This is a genomic window from Streptomyces sp. NPDC048392 (assembly GCF_043200575.1).
In the GTDB taxonomy this organism is placed as follows: Bacteria; Actinomycetota; Actinomycetes; order Streptomycetales; family Streptomycetaceae; genus Streptomyces.
Window position 1 is genome coordinate 231899 of the sequence record NZ_JBICYB010000007.1, and the last position, 15505, is coordinate 247403.

The following is a 15505-nucleotide window of genomic DNA, read 5'->3' on the forward strand; positions in this document are numbered from 1 at the left end:
CGGCTTCGCCGCCGGGCAGGGCCGTTCAGCCCAAGCGCCTCAGGGTCCGTCCGGACGCCTGCGCAGGTCCCTCGCCCCCTGACGACCGCGGGGTCGAGGCGCCACGCTCGTAGGGACGGGAACCATCCGTTCGACGCCCACGTGCGAGGAGGGCACCATGGAGAACACCTCGTTCGGCGCCGCGATCCTGAAGAGTTGTTTCTCCGCAGCGGTGGCCGCGCCCTCGATCCACAACACCCAGCCGTGGCGCTTCCGGCTGGACTCCGACACGGTGACGTTCCAGGTGTGTGCCGCTCCCGAACGGGGCATGCGGCAGGCGGACCCCACAGGCCGTGCGCTGCTCCTCTCCGTCGGGGCCTGCGTGTTCAACCTGCGGGTCGCGCTGGCCCACTTCGGTTGGTCACCTGTCACACATTCGCTGCCCAGCCCTGAGGACCCCGGCCTGCTCGCCACCGTGTGGGCCGCCGAGCTCACTGCCCGAACAGGGGAGGAACTGGGCTTCGACCTCTACGAGGCGATCTGGCGCAGACACAGCAGCCGCTTTCCGTTCTCGGACCGGCCGCTCCCCGTGTCGGTATGCGACGAACTCAGGGCGGTGGCCCGCGCGGAAGGCGCATGGCTGCACTTCTCCGAGGGGGTGGAGACGACCCGTCTGCTGCGAATGACCGCCGAGGCCGAGCGGCGCAACCGCCTCCACGCGGACCGGGCGGCGAGGGCCGGCACTGGGTGCACCGGGATCTGGAACCGGCGCCCGACGCGGGTCTGCCGCGAACGGCCCTGGGGCCGCAGGACGCCTGGGAGAGGCTCCTGCTGCGCGACTTCACCGCACAGCGACATCCCGAAAAGCTCACCGCGCGGCCCTTCGAGGCGGACCCGGTCATCGCCCTGCTGAGCACCGATCACGACCGCCGAGTCGACTGGCTGCGTGCCGGACAGGCGCTGGAGCACGTCTGGCTCGTCGCGACGGCGTACGGCCTTCGCGTGTCTGATGCATCAGGCGGTCGAGTGGGAGGACCCGCGGGACGCCTTGCTCGTCGTCCCTGACGGTGCCGTGCATCCCCAGCTGCTCATGCGCCTCGGATACGGCCCGGAAGGCCCGGCCACCCCGCGCCGCACATCAGGTCGGGTTGTGCGGCAAGCCACGCGGGCAGAGGACGCGTCATCGGGCTGACTCAGCCGGCTGATGCGGACACGGGGTCCGCGACCGACGCACCGGTGAAGTCCTCGGGCCACCGGGAATGGATGTCGAAGACGCCGCTCAAACCCGTGCCGTGGAGGATCCGAAGGAAGCGGGAACTGTCGGCGACCAGCCGCAGCCGGCCGTGCCGAGCCTGTGCGCGGTTGCGTACCCGGCACAGCACACCCAGCCCGGCGCAGTCGATGAAGGACACGGGACGCAGGTCGAGCACCAGATCGGGGCACGGACCCGCTGTCAGCACGTCCAGGCGCGCTGCCAGCGCAGGTGCCGCCAGAACGTCTATCTCGCCCTGCAGGGTCACGACGGTCGCGCCGCCGGCGGTGCGAAGCGTGCGGTACGGCATGGACCTCGTGTGCTTGTCGGCCATGAAGAGAGAAAAGCGGGGCCGGCGGGGTGCGCGGAAGGGCCGTTCGGTCCCTTTCGGGCGGGTTCGACCGGGGCACGCGTGCCTTTCCGTCGCTGGTCGGCTGCAAAGACCCGTCCGGCAGGCGGTGGGGGCCGGACGGCCCAAGCGGAGTCGGCGAATACCGGACAAGCTGGATCCGTGGGGCAATACCGGTACTCAAGTGAAGGATGGTGAGGAGCGAGATGAAAGGCTACGTCTTTCACGGGCCGGGGCAGTCCGCCTGGGAGGATGTCCCGGACCCCGCCGTCAAGGAGCCCACCGACGCCATTGTGCGGGTCGGAGCCGTCACCATCTGCGGCACGGACCTGCACATCCTGAAGGGCGACGTTCCCGAAGTGCGCCCAGGCACGGTTCTGGGCCATGAGGCCGTTGGCGAGATCGTGGAGGTCGGCAGCGACGTCCGGACCGTACGTCCGGGTGATCGCGTGCTGGTCTCCTGCATCAGTGCCTGCGGCCGCTGCCGCTACTGCCGCGAGAGCGCCTACGGCCAGTGCAGGGGCGGCGGAGGCTGGATCCTCGGCCACTTGATCGACGGCACCCAGGCCGAGTACGTCCGCGTCCCCTACGCCGACCTGTCCGTTCACGCGTTGCCCAGCACGGTCGAGAGCAAGGACGCCGTCCTGCTGGCGGACATCTTCCCGACCTCCTACGAGGTGGGTGTCCTCAACGGGCACGTACGTCCGGGCGACACCGTCGCCGTCGTCGGAGCCGGTCCTATCGGTCTCGCGGCGATTGCCACGGCGCATCTGTTCGCGCCCGAGAGGATCGTCGCCGTCGACCTGGCCGCGTCCCGGCTGGAGGCCGCCAGGCGGCTCGGTGCCGACGCGGTGGCCGACGCCCGCGAGGACCCCGAGCAGCTGATCGCCGATCTCACCGACGGGCTCGGCGCGGACGTGGTCATCGAGGCGGTCGGCGTGCCGGAGAGCTTCGAGCTGTGCACCCGCGTGGTGCGGCCCGGCGGCCACGTGGCCAACGTCGGCGTACACGGCAAGCCCGCCACGCTGCACCTGGAAGACCTGTGGATCAAGAACGTGACCATCACGACCGGTCTGGTGGACACCCACTCGACGCCCACCTTGCTGCGCATGGCCGCCGCCGGCCGGCTACCCACCGCGCAGCTGGTCACCCACACCTTCCCGCTGGACCACATGGAGGAGGCGTACGACGTCTTCGCCCGGGCCGCCGACACCGGCGCGCTCAAAGTGGTGCTCGGCGGACGGTCGCACGAGGAGGTCGCCGTCCGGGCGGCCTGACGAGAGGACGTGACGGGGCATGGCCGAACAGACACAGGGGAACGTGACGGAGGGCCCGCTCGCAGGCGATCTGGGCGCCGCCGACTCGCGGCACGCCGTGTCCAGCTCGGTTTGACGCGAGAGGAGACGGCCGCCAGAGCGGACATGGTCCCCGGCTATCTGAGGCATCTGGAGGAGCATTCCGGGGCCGCGCCGAGCCGAGGCGCACTGCTCAGATTGGCGGGAGTGTTGCAGACAACGGTGTCCGCCCTCACCGGAGGCGACGCCGATCGGCCGCCTGGACCTGGACAGGCCGGGCACGCCCCCGAGTTCACCGAGCTGAGCAGGACCGAGTGTGGTGACCTGCTCTCCACGCACGGTGTGGGAAGGCTCGGGGTGCCCACGGCCCAGGGCCCGGTGATCGTCCCCGTCAACTACAGCGTCGTCGACGGCACGATCGTCTTCAGGACCGCAAGCGGTGCGACGCCGTCACTGGCGCCCGGCTGCCAGGTCGCCTTCGAGGTCGACCGCATCGACGACGCGTTCAGCGAAGGCTGGAGCGTGCTGGTGCGCGGCCACGCGCGCATGGTGACGGATCTCGGTGAGGAGCAGCGGCTCGCGCAACACATGTACAGCACGCCGTGGGCCGGGGGGCGACGCGATCTGTGGGTGCGCATCGAACCGTTCGCCGTCACGGGACGCCGGATCTCGGTCTGAACCGGGTCCTTCTCAGGGCGGCCAGGGACCGATGGTCCCTGGCCGCGGGCTCCCTCACCGTTCGACGATGGACCAGTCAGTACCGCTCTGTCAGGTGAGAGACGAGAAGGCAGATGGATGCCAACGACGGATTCCGCGAACTGGACCGGCAGGAGTGCATGCGTCTGCTGGCCAAGGTGCCCGTGGGGCGCATCGTGTACACGCGCCAGGCGTTGCCCGCCGTCCTGCCAGTCAACTTCCGCCTGGACCGCGACGGCGCGGTGCTGCTGCGCACTTCGGCCCTCTCGCAGTTGGTGAGCGCCGTCGACGGAGCGGTGGTCGCCTTTGAGGCCGACGCGGTCGACGCCGCCGCGCACTCCGGCTGGAGCGTCGTCGTCACCGGCTCGGCGACCGTGATCACTGACCCCGCCGAGCACGCACGGCTCCTGCGGAGCGGACCGCGTTCCTGGGCGCCGGCGCGGCAGGAGGTCTTCGTACGCATCGACCCCGAGCTGGTCACGGGGCGCGAACTCGTCGGCGGCCGCAGCATGTACGGCGTGCAACTCCCCTCCTGAAGCCCGAGCAGCGGTTACCCGCCTCAGACCCTCGCCCCGCCCGGGCACCCGAACGGCCCTTGGGACAAGGGCCGTTCGGCGTCTCCATGGGGCCTTCTCGGCGTCTGCCCAGGGCGTCGGCGTACGACGAGCATCGTCCAAGGAGGCCGGTGCCCTCGTCGGACGTCGCCTCCACCGGAAGATCACTCACAGAAAGGGAGGTACGGCCATGACGCTCCATCGTGTAGTCGTCGGAGTGGACGGCTCCTTGGTCTCCACACGGGCGCTGGACTGGGCCGCGGGGGAGGCGGCGCGTCACGGCGCCGACCTGCGTGTGGTGTACGCGGTTTCCGACCGTGACGAGGCAGCACCGGTCCTGGGTTCCGCCGTGGCGCGGGTACGGCAGCGGCATCCGGGTCTGTCGGTGGTCATGGTCGCCGCAGAAGGCGGTCCCGTGCACGCGCTGGCGCGCGAGAGCGCTGACGCGGTGTTGACCGTCGTGGGGACACGGGGTTTGGGCGCCTTGACCGGCGTGGCGTTCGGCTCGGTGGGTCTGCGGCTGGCCGCGCTCGCGCAGGGCCCGCTCCTGGTCGTACGCGGGGACCACCCGTGCGACGACGGACAGGACGTGCTGCTGGGCCTGGAGGACGACAGGGACGCGCCGGCAGCGGCGTACGCTTTCCAGGAAGCCGAGCGGCGTGGCGTGAGGCTTCGCGTTCTGCATGCCTGGAGCCATAGGCACGTCACCCCCGAACTGCCCTCCCTCGTGCCGGCACGCAGTCCGGGCCAGGATCGGTCTGCCCGTGAGGCCCGGGCGGAGGAGGCCGTACCTCGCTACGCACTGGCTCGTCTGCGGGAACAGCACCCGGATGTCGTGGTGGTGAGCCACACGGTCCGTACGGCTCCCGAGGACGTGCTGCTGGAGGCGACCCGAGAGGCAGCCGTGGTCGTCATCGGCGTCCACCGCCGTACGAGCGTGCTCGGCCCGCGCCTGGGCCCGGTCGTCCACACACTGCTGCACCGCGCGCACTGCCCCGTGGTCGTCGTTCCGCCCTCCGTGTCGAACATGCGGAGAGCAACAGTCACACAAACGGGAGCCGTTCGCCGGTGAGCGGGTCTCCCCGCCGGGGCCACGTTCGCGTTCGAGGCCGCAGCCAGGCGTACCGCCGGTCTGCGGGTGGTTCACGGCTGGAGCGTCGCCTCTTCCTTCGCTGCACAATCTCGTGCGGCACGCGGTCGCTCCGGTCGCGGTGGTGCCGCACGACCGACGTCGTTCACGCGGACGCGGGTGGATCGTGGGCCGTGAGGCGCAGCCCGGTGATCAGATCCGGGTGGATGCGGACGGCGTGATCCATCCTCTGTGTCCCCCAGGGCCGCAACAAGGCCCGGTAGCGCGCCAGTTCCTGCGGATCGGTGACCAGCCGCGCATAGCCCGTGACGACCACGCTCCAGCCGAGATGGGTGTCGGTGTCGATGTCGTCGGCCTCGTAGGCGACGACGACCCCCTCGCCGCCGCTCTGGCGGGTGTACCGGGTCAGCGTGGCGTCACCATGGGTACGGATGACGATGTCGCCGTCGACCAGGACGTGGTTGACCGGACGGACGGTCGGCAACGCGTGTCGCGTGAAGACGATCCGTCCCAAGGACAGGTTGCCCAGGAGCCGTAGCGCCTCCACGCCGACCAGGTCCACACTCCCGTGCGTTCCCGGGGAGTTCGACGGGCCGTCGCCACCGGCCATCGCAGGTTTCCGTATCGTTGCATCGCTCACAGTTCTCTGTCTCCCGCAGCCACAGGTGCGCCCGACCAGGCCATTCGAACTGCTCGGAAGCCTCCCGCGCCAGGGCCGTTCGGCCCCAGGCCGACGTCTGGTGGTCCCTGGCTCGGAGGAACCGCGTGGTGACGTGAACGGAGCGACACCGCGGGGGATCGGTGCCGCTCCTGCCTTGACTGTCTCGCGGACCGTTCTGTTCCCGATGGTCCCCGACGGTGGGGCCGGACGTCCTGCACACCCGGGGGCTTACTTACGGTGCATGGTCTCCAGGGCGGCGGTCAGTACGCGGGGTTCGTGGTGGCCCTTGTAGACCTCCGGCGGCTGCTGGTCCAGTCTCAGCAGCTGCGCCACTGCCGTCCAAGCGGTGAGTAGCTGTTGTCGTTCCGATCTTGAGGGGTGTGTGTCGAACGGGAGTCTCGATCGGGTGATCGCAGCTGGTCGCGGGCATGAAGGCAGGGCCTCTTGGTAGCTCGGGGTTGCGAAGCCGACCGAGATCCAGGAGACCCTGTTGCCGCAGTTGTACGTGTTCGCGCCGGTGGAGTCCAACTCGGCTGCACCGACGTGTGATTGTGTCGCTCACCGGTTCGGGAATGCGGCCGATCACCCGGAACGTGTTCGGCGGTATCCCTCGGACATGACGGACGCGGAGTGGGCCGTGGTCCGGCCGCTGCTGCCGGTGCCCGGGTGGTTGCGCGGCCGGGGCGGGCAGCCGGAGGCGTACTGCCACCGGGCGCTGTTGGATGCGATCCGCTACCTCGTCGACAACGGGATCAAGTGGCGGGCCATGCCCGCCGACTTCCCGCCATGGGACCGGGCATACGCATTCTTCCGCCGTTGGCGCGACCACGCCCTGGTCCAGGAGTTCCACGACCGGCTGCGATCGGGGATCCGCGAGAGGGAGGGGCGGGACGCGGAGCCGATGGCCGGCGTGATCGACTCGCAGTCCGTCAAGGCGGACGCCGTCGTCGGCGCCGACAGCCGTGGCTTCGACGGCGGCAAGCTGATCAACGGGCGCAAGCGGCACGTCGTGGTCGACACCCTCGGTCTGCTGCTGGGCGTGATGGTCACCGCCGCGGACACCGGCGACCGCGCTGCCGCCCAGGTCCTGCTCGGGCAGGCCGCCAACGCGCACCACCGCCTCGCCCTGGTCTGGGCGGACGGCGGCTACACCGGCCCCCTCGTCGAGTACTGCCTGGCCACGCTCGCCCTGGTCCTCGCGATCGTCAAACGCAGCGACGACATGCGTGGCTTCGTGGTCCTGCCCAAGCGGTGGATCGTCGAGCGGCTCTTCGCCCACCTGATGCGCACCCGCCGCCTGGCACGCGACTACGAACGCCGCACCACCAGCGCCGAGGCGATGGTCTACTGGTCGATGACCCTGCTCATGACCCGTCGCCTGGCCCGGCCACGGCCTTCGCGAGCATGAACCGGCCCGGCGCGGGCTCAGTCAGCCAGCCGCGCGCGACCAGGCGTTTCGCCTTCGACCGCAGTGCCTCCACCCGCGCCGGCACCGCGTCCATGCCGAACGCGGCGGCCATCTCCTGGCAGGTCAGCGGCCCTTGATGGAGCCGGTCCCGGTCCGCGAGCGCCTGCAGGATGCGCTGGTAGTCCACCGACAGCGCTGACCAGGACAGCCCCTCACGCCACACCGGTACCTGCGACTTCGGCTTTGCCGAGTCCCGGGGCGCTGCCGGCCCGCCCGCAGCCCGCGGATCCGGGACGTCCTCCGTGTCGGCGGTGCTGCCGCCGTCCGGAGCGAGCACCGCATCGACCCGCCTGCGGGCGATGACCCACTCCTGCCATTCCAGCTCGGCCACGGCGAGTTCGGCCTGGATGCGGTCGGCCTCCTCACGCAGCCCGTCGACCCGACAGCGAGCTGTGAGCTCGTGCTGTTCCAGCAGTCCGACAACCGACGGCATCCGCAACCTCCCGGGGAGCGACGACACGACAGGTCACGACTCCCACAGAATCACCGCCCCTACTCCTGACCAGCGGAAACACTGCCCTCAAGTCCGGAAAGACAACAACTTCTGAGTACGGAGTACTTTCGGCGAACTGTCCGATGAAGGCGAGATTGACCGATCGCTCTGGGGCCATCCTGGGCCGGTCGTCGCGGCGACGGACCAGGAACTGGCTGGTGATGTACGGCATCACACAGGGGACGACGGTCGAGGTCTCCCGGTTCCGGGCCGTTGTCCGCTCGTCGAACGGGAGGTGGTGCAGGACCTCATCGAGGATCTCGCGGCCGGAGCACATCGTCATCGGCTCAGGCGTGTGGTTGCCCGCGAGGCCGGGGAACAGGCCGTAGTCCCACCAGACCCCGACGTCCTCCGGCTGGTCGCGGTAGACGGGCTGGCGGCCCGCGACGATGGTGAGCAGCCAGTTGGACTCGGTGAAGGTCATCAGGCCGCCTTTGCCGGCTGGACGGCCGCTGAACTCTTCCAGAGCCTTGAGGAATACGGGGTCCTTGGAGGTGACCGTGAACGACTCCCACCGGGACTCCTTGACGCTCTTGTCGAAGGACGACCGCTGGGGTCGTACATCCCGGGCAGTGGTCCGGCGAGCATCTCCAGGACCAGGCCGGGGGCGGTGAGGTGGTCGGCGAGCGCGGTGAGTTCGGCCGCGTCGCGGCCGAGGCGCTTCATCTCGTACACGGTGAAGATGACGCGGCAGTGCGGGGCGTGGGCCTTGATCTGTCGGGCGAGCGTGAGCGCGGCCTCGAATTGGGGGCGGACCCGGACCCGGGTGCTGATCTTCTCGGAGAACACCTTGTCGCGCGGGATACCGTGCTTTGGCGAGCGCGTCGAGCTGGGACTGGAGTTCTTGGGTGAGCGTCGAACACCGGGCGTACCCGATGCGGATGTCCGCGGTCGGGGTGTCCGGCGCGAGTACGAGCGGGACCGGGGTGCCAGGGCTGGCCGGGGCTGCGGCCGGCGGGGGTGGGCACGCGCAGGAGCTTGGCGAGCCGGGGCACCTCGGTGAAGCGGCCGGTGTGGTAGGTGCCGGCGACCGCGCCGGAGCGCGAGCGGTACGGCGAGCCGGGCTCGGCCGTGCAGAGCGGGCAGGGGTGGCGCTCGACGTCGTCGGCGTCGCTCGCGGAAGACTCTTGAGGGGCCGTCACGCCCCCGGATGCTGTCACAAACGTTTCTCAGAAGTACCCCGGACCCGTCTTCGAGTGAGAACAAGTTCTGCGAACCGGATCGGGCCTTCGAGATCTGCGGGCGGCTCGTTTTGATCTTGCTCGGGCAAAGGGCCCCCCGTTTATGAGAGGAGTCCAGTGCGACCGCATTGGGCTTGCCCACTGGCAGGCGGACCCCGGCCGCGGTCATCGGGGAGGATGATCTCGGTCCTCGCCGACGACGACGGGCGACCTGGTCTGACCCAGGCCGCCCAAGGCGTCGGCGATGGCGCGTGGGTGGCGAACCGTAGACGGCTGTGTGCGGCGGCTCACCGGTGCGCTGGCGAAGTCAGCTGATCAGGGCGGCGAGGGTGGCATCGAGGTCGGTGGCGGTGGGCTGGTTGTGGGGGAGTTTGGCGAGGATCTTAGCCAGGCCGCAGGTGTTGGTGAGGGCAGAGAAGACGAGGCCGCCGGCGACGCCCGCGGACAGCCAGCGTGCCGCGTTCCAGCGCTGTCCGGCGATGAGGCCGGTCAGGACGAGGGTTCCGGCGGTGAGGCGGACCTGGCGGTCCATGGCCCAGGGGGTGCGGGTGCCGGCGGGGCGGTGGGTGTCGTGGCCGAGCTGTATCCAGGCGGTGGTGCCGCCACTGAGGGTGGCGGCGGTGATGCCCTGCTCGGCCAGGCGCTGGCTGGCGGTGGCGGAGCGGGCGCCGGAGGCGCATACGACGAGGAGGTCGCCGCGGTCGGCGGCGGTCTTCAGGGCGGGCAGGGCCGCGTCGAGGTGGTCGAGGGGGATGTTGTGGGCGCCGGGCAGGTGGCCGGAGGCGTATTCGCCGGGGGTGCGGACGTCGATGACGGTCAGCTCGTTCAGGCGGGCGTTGGCCTGGTCGGCGGTAAGGGTGGTGGGTGCCACGGGGGATTTTCCTTTGCTCGGTTGGGGTTACCCCTTCGATAGGATACCCAAGGGGGTATCTCGAAGGAGTGTGGGTTGTGGAACTGGCGATGGCGGCTGAGGAACTGAAGACGGTGGTCAACCGGCTGCGCCGGGCACAGGGCCAGATCGCCGGTGTGATCAAGATGATCGAGGAGGGGCGGGACTGCGAGGACGTGGTCACGCAGCTGGCTGCGGCTTCCCGGGCGTTGGACAAGGCGGGTTTCGCGATCATCGCGACCGGTCTGCAGCACTGCCTGACCGATGCGGACATGGCCGCTTCCGGTGACCGGGAGCAGATGCGTGCCCGTCTGGAGAAGCTGTTCCTTTCGCTGGCCTGACCCCCGGTGCCCGGTCCTCGTGGGCCGGGGTCAGGTGAGGGCGTCGATGAGCATGAAGGCGGCCACGGCCAGCAGGACGACGGCGAAGGTGCGCTGCAGCAGGGTGCCGGCGACCTTGGTGGCCAGGCGTTTGCCGTCCCAGGCGCCGAGGATCGCGGCACCGGTGAAGGGGCCGATGAGCGCCCAGTCGACGCCTGCGGTGGTGGCGCCCCGGGTGGCCAGGGAAGCGAGGGAGTTCGCGGAGATGACCAGCAGGCTGGTGCCGACGGCGGCCTGCATCTCGAAGGCGAGCACACCGACCAGGGCGGGGACGGCGAGGAAGCCTCCGCCGACGCCGAGCAGCCCGGTCAGTGCCCCCAGACCGGCTCCGGTCCCAGCCGCCTTCGCCGGCCGCACCGTCGTGGTCCGGTCGCCGCCGGTCCGGCCGGGCCGCAGCATTTTCACCGCGGCGAGGGCCGTGATGGCGGCGAACGCGGCGGTCAGCAGCACTTGCGGCAGGCGGGACGCGGCGGCGCCGGCCGCGGCGGCGGGCAGGAGTCCGGCCGCGGCGAACAGGGCGCCGGCTTTCCAGCGGACGTTGCCGGTGCGGGCGTGGGCGTACAGGGCGGTGAGCGAGGTGGCGGTGACGATGATCAGACTGGCGGTGGTGGCGGCGGCCGGGGTGAAGCCGAGCAGGTAGATCAGCGCCGGGACGGCCAGGACGCTGCCGCCCCCGCCGAGCGCGCCGAGCGCGAGCCCGACCACCGCCCCGGCGGCCAGGGCCAGGATCAGCGCGCTCACGCTATGACACCGCCGCCACCCTGACCGCCGGTGACCGGCAGGCCCTCACGGGCCCAGGCGGTCATGCCGCCGGTGACGTCGGTGGCCTCGATGCCGCGGCCGGCCAGCAGCCTGGCGGCCTGTTGGGAGCGGTTGCCGGAGCGGCAGATCGCAACCACCGGCTTGCCCTGCGCGGAGGATGGGAGCGATGCCCCGGCCGTCAGGCGGGACAGCGGCAGGTGCAGCGCGCCGGGCGCGTGCCCGGCTTCCCACTCCGGTGTTTCGCGGACGTCCAGCAGCACGGCCTGGCCGTCGCTGGTCTGCTGGTGGGCCTGGGCGGGGGTGAGGCGGCCGGGGCCGCGGCGAAGATACGAGAACATCGTCTGATCACTTTCGTGCAGGTGGTGCGGAGGTGCGTGTCAGCCGGTGTGGCCGGGGCGGGTGAGGGTCAGTCCCGCCTCGGTGGCGGCGTCGAAGCCGTCGTCGACGGCGACCACGTCACGGCCTGCGGCATCCAGTAGGGACGCGGCGATCGCCGCGCGCATCCCGCCGGCGCAGTGCACCCACACCGTCCCCTCGGGCACCTCACTGATGCGGCCGTGCAGTTCGTGGATCGGGATGTGGACCGAGCCGTCGATGAAGCCGCCCGCGCGCTCGGAATCCCGCCGCACATCCAGGACGACCACGTCCTCGCCGCGCTCGCGCACCTGGGCGAGGTCGGCGAAGCGGGCGCGGGGGAAGGAGGCGAGCTGCTCGCCCTCACGGACCCAGCCGGCAGGGTCACCGGTGGCGGCGGCGGCCGGGCGGTCGATACCGACCCGGGCCAGCTCCCGCTGCGCGTCGGCGACCTGCTCCGGGGTGTCGGCGAGCAGGGTGACGGGCTTGCCCCACGGGATCAGCCAGGCCAGGTAGGTGGCGAGCTTGCCCTCGCCCTCGAAGTTGAACGACCCGGCCACGTGCCCCTCGGCGAACGCCATGCGGCTGCGCAGGTCCACCACCCACTCACCCGCGGCCAGCCGGGCGGCGATCTCCTCGCCGTCCGCACGCTGGGGCGGGGTCAGGTCGAGCGGGGCGGGACCGGCGGCGTTGGCCGGGCCCATGTGCGCGTAGTACGCGGGCACGTCCTCCAGCCCCGCGAGTATCCGCGCGACGAAGGTGTCCACGTCCAGGGTCAGCGCGTCGTTGCTCTTGCGTTCCTGGCCGATCGTGGTCGCATCCCCCTCGGCCTGCGAGGAGGAGCAGAAGCTGCCGAAACCGTGCGTGGGCAGCACCGGCACCTCATCATCCAGCTCGTCGACCAGCCGGTGCGCGGAGGCGTGCTGGGCGCGGGCCAGCTCCTCGGTCAGCCTCGGTTCGACCAGGTCCGGACGGCCCACGCTGCCGATCAGCAGCGACCCGCCGGTGAACGCCGCCACCCCGCGCCCGTCCTCGGTCAGGGTGTAGGAGGTGTGGTGCGGGGTGTGCCCGGGGGTGGCGATCGCGCGCAGCGCCAGGTCCTCGTCCACCATCACGGTGTCGCCGTCGGCGACGGGGGTGCGGGCGAAGGACACGTGCGCCCCGGCCGGTACCAGGTACTGGGCGCCTGTGACGCGGGCCAGCTCCAGGCCGCCGGTGACGTAGTCGTTGTGCACATGGGTCTCGGCGACGTACGCGATGCGCACCCCGCGCCGGGCGGCTGCGGCGATGACCTGGTCGATGTCGCGCGGCGGGTCGATGACCACCGCGGCACTGGGTCCGCCGGCCAGGTAGCTGCGGTTGCCCAGGCCCTCGAATTCCAGGGTGTCGACGAAGAACACGACTACGACTCCTTTTGAACGGTGTACCCCGGGGGGTATTGGACACTCACCCTAACAGTCATACCCGGGGGGGTATTCCACGGGCGGGGAGCCCCCCGCCCCGGCATCGCCTCACCCCGTTCGGGTACCCGGCGGGGTATAGAGGGATCAGTCGTTCCGAACCACCCGGGAGTGTCCGTGTCCTACGACCGCACCGTCCGCCTCGACGCCGACTTCGACACTGCCGTCGCCGCCGTCCGCGAGGCCCTGGCCGACCAGGGCTTCGGCATCCTGACCGAAATCGACGTCCAAGCCACCCTCAAGGCCAAGCTCGGCCACGACATGGAGGACTACCTGATCCTCGGCGCCTGCAACCCGCCGCTGGCCCACCAGGCCCTTCAAGCCGACCGCAGCATCGGCCTGCTCCTGCCCTGCAACGTCGTCGTCCGCCGCGACGGCGACACCACCCTCGTGCAGGCCCTCGACCCGAACACCATGGTCACCCTGAGCGGCCTGCCCGCCCTCGAACCCGTCGCCGGCGACGCCGCAGCCCGCCTGGACGCGGCTCTGGCCGCCCTGACCTGACCAGCCAGCCGGGCCCCGGGCCGACTGGCGACGTGCCGCTGCCCGGGGCCGCAGGAGCGCGAGCCCTGCCCGAGCGCGCCCGTGACGACGAGCGGAGCCTCAGTCGCGCAGGTGGAGAGGCTGCGCGTCCGGTTGCCCCGCGCCGGGGACTTCGCCGCCACTGCGGCCGTGAGACGGCCCGTACGCTCCAAGCGCCCGGGCGGGGAGCGTGACGGCCCCCACCCGGGCGCCAGGTACGTTCACCGCACCCACTCGTACTCGTCGTCCCCGCCCCATCCGGCGTCCCGCTCGTCACCGTCGAGCAGGTCGTTCACTTCGTCCTCGGTAAGCTCCGTGTCCTGCACGGCCCTCACGATGCCGATCCGCCCGGGGCCGGCTCAGGCGGCCGTGCCGAAACCGGCCGTGGTCAGGTCCTGCTCGTGCAGTGGGGTGAAGTCGACGTCGGGCTTCGGGTCGTGCGCCTCTGGCTGGATGCCGAGTTCGTGCGTGCTGTACTCGCCGAACCGGTTGATGTGCCCGGTCAGGTAGGGCGAGATGTGGGCAGGTCTTCCGGGGTGATCTCGCAGCCCTCTTCCAGCAGCTGCCGGACGATCTCCGCGATGTCCAGGGCGTTGTGGAAGATCACCGCGTTCGTGAGCAGCGCGTTGAATTTCATCGCCTTCTCCTGCTCGACGGGGTCGTTGTCGGCGATGACGCCGCAGTTGCCGAAGCCAATCCACTGGGAGAAGCCGTTGAACGCCTCGACCTTGTTTGTCGCCGCGGTCACCCGACGCCGCAGCGGGGCGTCGGAGAGGTAGCGCAGCAGCTGCACGGTGCGGATCACGCGTCCCACCTCGCGGAACGCGGTGTAGGTGGCGTTCTTCCGCGGCCCCGAGCGCAGCCGCTTGAGCAGCGTGGACGAGGAGATGGCCCCCTCCCTCACGGAGATGGCCACCCGCATCAGGTGCCGGAACTGGGACTCGATCAGGTCGAAGTCGATTGAGTTCTTCCCGGCCTCACGACTTCAGCATCAGCAGCAAGGCCAGCAGATGCTCATCCCCGTCCGCCGCCCCGGCTGCCCACTCCAGCTCATCGCGAGTCGGCGAGAAGAACAGATGCAGCTCATGCGCAGTGATCAGCGGCTTGAACCGCGGATACGCGGTCCGCTCGATCGAGGTCACAACCCACCCCAGGCCCCAAGACGATGGTCAACATCACCACCAACGGCACTCGGCCGAATGTGTGACGGGCCGGACGCTCAGGGCTTCAAGATCAGCTCATTGCCCCTTTGACGCGTATCTGGGTCACATCCCAACATCCGCCCGCCGCGCATCGTGTAGCCGGCGTCCGGCCTGCCGCCCGCTTCCAGGCTGCCGCCGACGGTCCGCTGTTCCTCGAAGAGGTGGATGTCGGACCCCTCGAAGCCGCCGTCGCGGATCAGGAAGGTGGCCGCGGCCAGCGCCGCGATCCCGCTGCCCACCAGATATGCCTTCGCCATCACACAACTCCTCGCTCTCACCGGGATCCGGAACCGTGGCCCACGGTTACCTGCCCTCCGGGGTCCCGTCAGTGGGCCGTTGGTCATCTCGCTGGCCCGGACGGTCCTCGAAGCCGGCTTGGCGGTGTCCGCCCGCAGGCGGCGAACACGCCGACGGCCCGATCCGTGGACCGTCACCGACCGGACCTGTGCTCACCGCGGGCTCACGCCGTGCGGGAGTCCGCTGCCGCGCTGTCGGGGCCCGCGGCGGGACGGGACCGCCACTTCCTCCGCCGCGCCACGGCGGGGCCGTCGTCCGGTGGCCGTCGCCCCAGGACTGCGCGGCCTTGTCGGTCTGGCGGCGCAGCCTGTCCTGGAGCCGGTCGACGACTTCCGGACCCGTCGCCTCCTCGGCCACAGCAACCACCTGGCGACCGCCGACGTGCAGGTCGGCCGTCGCCGACCAGGGGCTGTCGGAGTGGTGAGCGGGCGCTCGCACGATGCGCACCTCGCCGGTGACGGCGGGCAGACCCGGCCTGTCCACTACGGCGTCGACCTTCGTGCGGGCGTACGCCAGGGTCTCCTCGTCCACGGCGCCGTCGGAGCGCAGTCGAACCATGGGCGCCGGGCGGGTGTCGTCGGTGGTCATTCGGGGTTCCTCCTCGGGGACATCGATACGTTC

General features: G+C 70.7%; 18 protein-coding genes and 2 pseudogenes. 8 read left to right on the forward strand and 12 right to left on the reverse strand.

Going from position 1 to position 15505, the window contains the following annotated elements; genetic code table 11:
• Positions 1–157: 157 nt before the first annotated feature.
• Positions 158–892 carry a hypothetical protein gene (locus ACGFYH_RS13690; RefSeq protein ID WP_393803316.1) on the forward strand — a complete coding sequence of 245 codons (735 nt, stop codon included), beginning with the start codon at positions 158–160 and terminating at the stop codon, positions 890–892.
• Between the two features lie 280 nt (positions 893–1172).
• Here ACGFYH_RS13690 and ACGFYH_RS13695 read toward each other — a convergent pair whose 3' ends face one another.
• A complete protein-coding gene (locus ACGFYH_RS13695) occupies positions 1173–1565 on the reverse strand; it encodes an STAS domain-containing protein (protein WP_393803317.1) in 393 nt (130 codons plus the stop codon).
• 221 nt (positions 1566–1786) lie between these two features.
• On the opposite strand from ACGFYH_RS13695, the gene ACGFYH_RS13700 reads away from it, so the two are divergent.
• The 4 genes and pseudogenes from ACGFYH_RS13700 to ACGFYH_RS13715 all read left to right on the forward strand — a co-directional run bounded on the left by ACGFYH_RS13700 (position 1787) and on the right by ACGFYH_RS13715 (position 5197).
• Complete coding sequence (locus ACGFYH_RS13700; protein WP_393803318.1) at positions 1787–2857, forward strand: zinc-dependent alcohol dehydrogenase family protein; 1071 nt, start codon at positions 1787–1789, stop codon at positions 2855–2857.
• Positions 2858–2876: 19 nt separating this feature from the next.
• Positions 2877–3553: pseudogene (locus ACGFYH_RS13705) on the forward strand (helix-turn-helix domain-containing protein).
• A gap of 113 nt (positions 3554–3666) precedes the next feature.
• Positions 3667–4107 (forward strand): pyridoxamine 5'-phosphate oxidase family protein, encoded by a 441-nt coding sequence (locus ACGFYH_RS13710; RefSeq protein WP_393803319.1) that lies wholly within the window; start codon positions 3667–3669, stop codon positions 4105–4107.
• A gap of 208 nt (positions 4108–4315) precedes the next feature.
• Positions 4316–5197 (forward strand): universal stress protein, encoded by an 882-nt coding sequence (locus ACGFYH_RS13715; protein ID WP_393803320.1) that lies wholly within the window; start codon positions 4316–4318, stop codon positions 5195–5197.
• A 163-nt stretch (positions 5198–5360) separates the two neighbouring features.
• On the opposite strand, the gene ACGFYH_RS13720 is transcribed toward ACGFYH_RS13715, so the two are convergent.
• Complete coding sequence (locus tag ACGFYH_RS13720) at positions 5361–5825, reverse strand: pyridoxamine 5'-phosphate oxidase family protein (protein WP_393803321.1); 465 nt, start codon at positions 5823–5825, stop codon at positions 5361–5363.
• Positions 5826–6492: 667 nt separating this feature from the next.
• Between ACGFYH_RS13720 and ACGFYH_RS13725 the strand changes: the two genes are divergently transcribed.
• Positions 6493–7284 (forward strand): IS5 family transposase, encoded by a 792-nt coding sequence (locus ACGFYH_RS13725; RefSeq protein WP_393803322.1) that lies wholly within the window; start codon positions 6493–6495, stop codon positions 7282–7284.
• Here ACGFYH_RS13725 and ACGFYH_RS13730 read toward each other — a convergent pair.
• From ACGFYH_RS13730 to ACGFYH_RS13740, 3 genes are all read right to left on the reverse strand, one after another.
• Positions 7241–7777, reverse strand: coding sequence for a hypothetical protein (locus tag ACGFYH_RS13730; RefSeq protein ID WP_393803323.1), 537 nt, complete (start codon positions 7775–7777; stop codon positions 7241–7243). The two genes, ACGFYH_RS13725 and ACGFYH_RS13730, sit on opposite strands and share 44 nt — an antisense overlap.
• Complete coding sequence (locus ACGFYH_RS13735; RefSeq protein WP_393803346.1) at positions 7707–8720, reverse strand: oleate hydratase; 1014 nt, start codon at positions 8718–8720, stop codon at positions 7707–7709. The genes ACGFYH_RS13730 and ACGFYH_RS13735 overlap by 71 nt, the downstream gene beginning before the upstream one ends.
• A 605-nt stretch (positions 8721–9325) precedes the next feature.
• A complete protein-coding gene (locus ACGFYH_RS13740; protein ID WP_393803324.1) occupies positions 9326–9889 on the reverse strand; it encodes a rhodanese-like domain-containing protein in 564 nt (187 codons plus the stop codon).
• Between the two features lie 77 nt (positions 9890–9966).
• Here ACGFYH_RS13740 and ACGFYH_RS13745 point away from each other — a divergent pair, with 77 nt between their 5' ends.
• Positions 9967–10248, forward strand: a complete 282-nt coding sequence (locus ACGFYH_RS13745; protein ID WP_018845516.1) for a metal-sensitive transcriptional regulator — start codon at positions 9967–9969, stop codon at positions 10246–10248.
• 30 nt (positions 10249–10278) lie between these two features.
• Here the strand turns inward: ACGFYH_RS13745 and ACGFYH_RS13750 are convergent, their stop codons facing one another.
• The 3 genes from ACGFYH_RS13750 to ACGFYH_RS13760 are packed head-to-tail and all read right to left on the reverse strand — an operon-like array spanning position 10279 to position 12803.
• Positions 10279–11028 (reverse strand): sulfite exporter TauE/SafE family protein, encoded by a 750-nt coding sequence (locus tag ACGFYH_RS13750; RefSeq protein ID WP_393803325.1) that lies wholly within the window; start codon positions 11026–11028, stop codon positions 10279–10281.
• Entirely contained in the window at positions 11025–11387 is a 363-nt protein-coding gene (locus ACGFYH_RS13755; RefSeq protein WP_393803326.1) for a rhodanese-like domain-containing protein, read from the reverse strand. Before ACGFYH_RS13755 ends, ACGFYH_RS13750 begins: the two co-directional genes overlap by 4 nt.
• Before the next feature lie 39 nt (positions 11388–11426).
• On the reverse strand, positions 11427–12803 hold the full coding sequence (locus ACGFYH_RS13760) for a rhodanese-like domain-containing protein (RefSeq protein WP_393803327.1): 1377 nt from the start codon (positions 12801–12803) through the stop codon (positions 11427–11429).
• 177 nt (positions 12804–12980) lie between these two features.
• Here ACGFYH_RS13760 and ACGFYH_RS13765 point away from each other — a divergent pair, with 177 nt between their 5' ends.
• Positions 12981–13367, forward strand: a complete 387-nt coding sequence (locus tag ACGFYH_RS13765) for a DUF302 domain-containing protein (RefSeq protein WP_393803328.1) — start codon at positions 12981–12983, stop codon at positions 13365–13367.
• Between the two features lie 520 nt (positions 13368–13887).
• Here the strand turns inward: ACGFYH_RS13765 and ACGFYH_RS13770 are convergent.
• The 4 genes and pseudogenes from ACGFYH_RS13770 to ACGFYH_RS13785 all read right to left on the reverse strand — a co-directional run bounded on the left by ACGFYH_RS13770 (position 13888) and on the right by ACGFYH_RS13785 (position 15472).
• Positions 13888–14346 carry a Tn3 family transposase gene (locus ACGFYH_RS13770; protein ID WP_393803347.1) on the reverse strand — a complete coding sequence of 153 codons (459 nt, stop codon included), beginning with the start codon at positions 14344–14346 and terminating at the stop codon, positions 13888–13890.
• A gap of 16 nt (positions 14347–14362) precedes the next feature.
• On the reverse strand, positions 14363–14527 hold the full coding sequence (locus tag ACGFYH_RS13775; RefSeq protein WP_393803329.1) for a hypothetical protein: 165 nt from the start codon (positions 14525–14527) through the stop codon (positions 14363–14365).
• A gap of 134 nt (positions 14528–14661) precedes the next feature.
• A pseudogene (locus tag ACGFYH_RS13780) lies at positions 14662–14844 on the reverse strand (oleate hydratase); the annotation flags it as partial.
• Positions 14845–14890: 46 nt separating this feature from the next.
• Positions 14891–15472: a hypothetical protein gene (locus tag ACGFYH_RS13785; protein ID WP_393803330.1), complete on the reverse strand. Its 582-nt coding sequence runs from the start codon at positions 15470–15472 to the stop codon at positions 14891–14893.
• Positions 15473–15505 lie beyond the last annotated feature (33 nt).

Excerpts from the sequence above, each read along its gene's own strand:
- ACGFYH_RS13690 (WP_393803316.1), top strand. The coding sequence starts at position 158 with ATGGAGAACACCTCGTTCGGCGCCGCGATCCTGAAGAGTTGTTTCTCC.
- ACGFYH_RS13695 (WP_393803317.1), bottom strand. The coding sequence starts at position 1,565 with ATGGCCGACAAGCACACGAGGTCCATGCCGTACCGCACGCTTCGCACC.
- ACGFYH_RS13700 (WP_393803318.1), top strand. The coding sequence starts at position 1,787 with ATGAAAGGCTACGTCTTTCACGGGCCGGGGCAGTCCGCCTGGGAGGAT.
- ACGFYH_RS13710 (WP_393803319.1), top strand. The coding sequence starts at position 3,667 with ATGGATGCCAACGACGGATTCCGCGAACTGGACCGGCAGGAGTGCATG.
- ACGFYH_RS13715 (WP_393803320.1), top strand. The coding sequence starts at position 4,316 with ATGACGCTCCATCGTGTAGTCGTCGGAGTGGACGGCTCCTTGGTCTCC.
- ACGFYH_RS13720 (WP_393803321.1), bottom strand. The coding sequence starts at position 5,825 with ATGGCCGGTGGCGACGGCCCGTCGAACTCCCCGGGAACGCACGGGAGT.
- ACGFYH_RS13725 (WP_393803322.1), top strand. The coding sequence starts at position 6,493 with ATGACGGACGCGGAGTGGGCCGTGGTCCGGCCGCTGCTGCCGGTGCCC.
- ACGFYH_RS13730 (WP_393803323.1), bottom strand. The coding sequence starts at position 7,777 with ATGCCGTCGGTTGTCGGACTGCTGGAACAGCACGAGCTCACAGCTCGC.
- ACGFYH_RS13755 (WP_393803326.1), bottom strand. The coding sequence starts at position 11,387 with ATGTTCTCGTATCTTCGCCGCGGCCCCGGCCGCCTCACCCCCGCCCAG.
- ACGFYH_RS13785 (WP_393803330.1), bottom strand. The coding sequence starts at position 15,472 with ATGACCACCGACGACACCCGCCCGGCGCCCATGGTTCGACTGCGCTCC.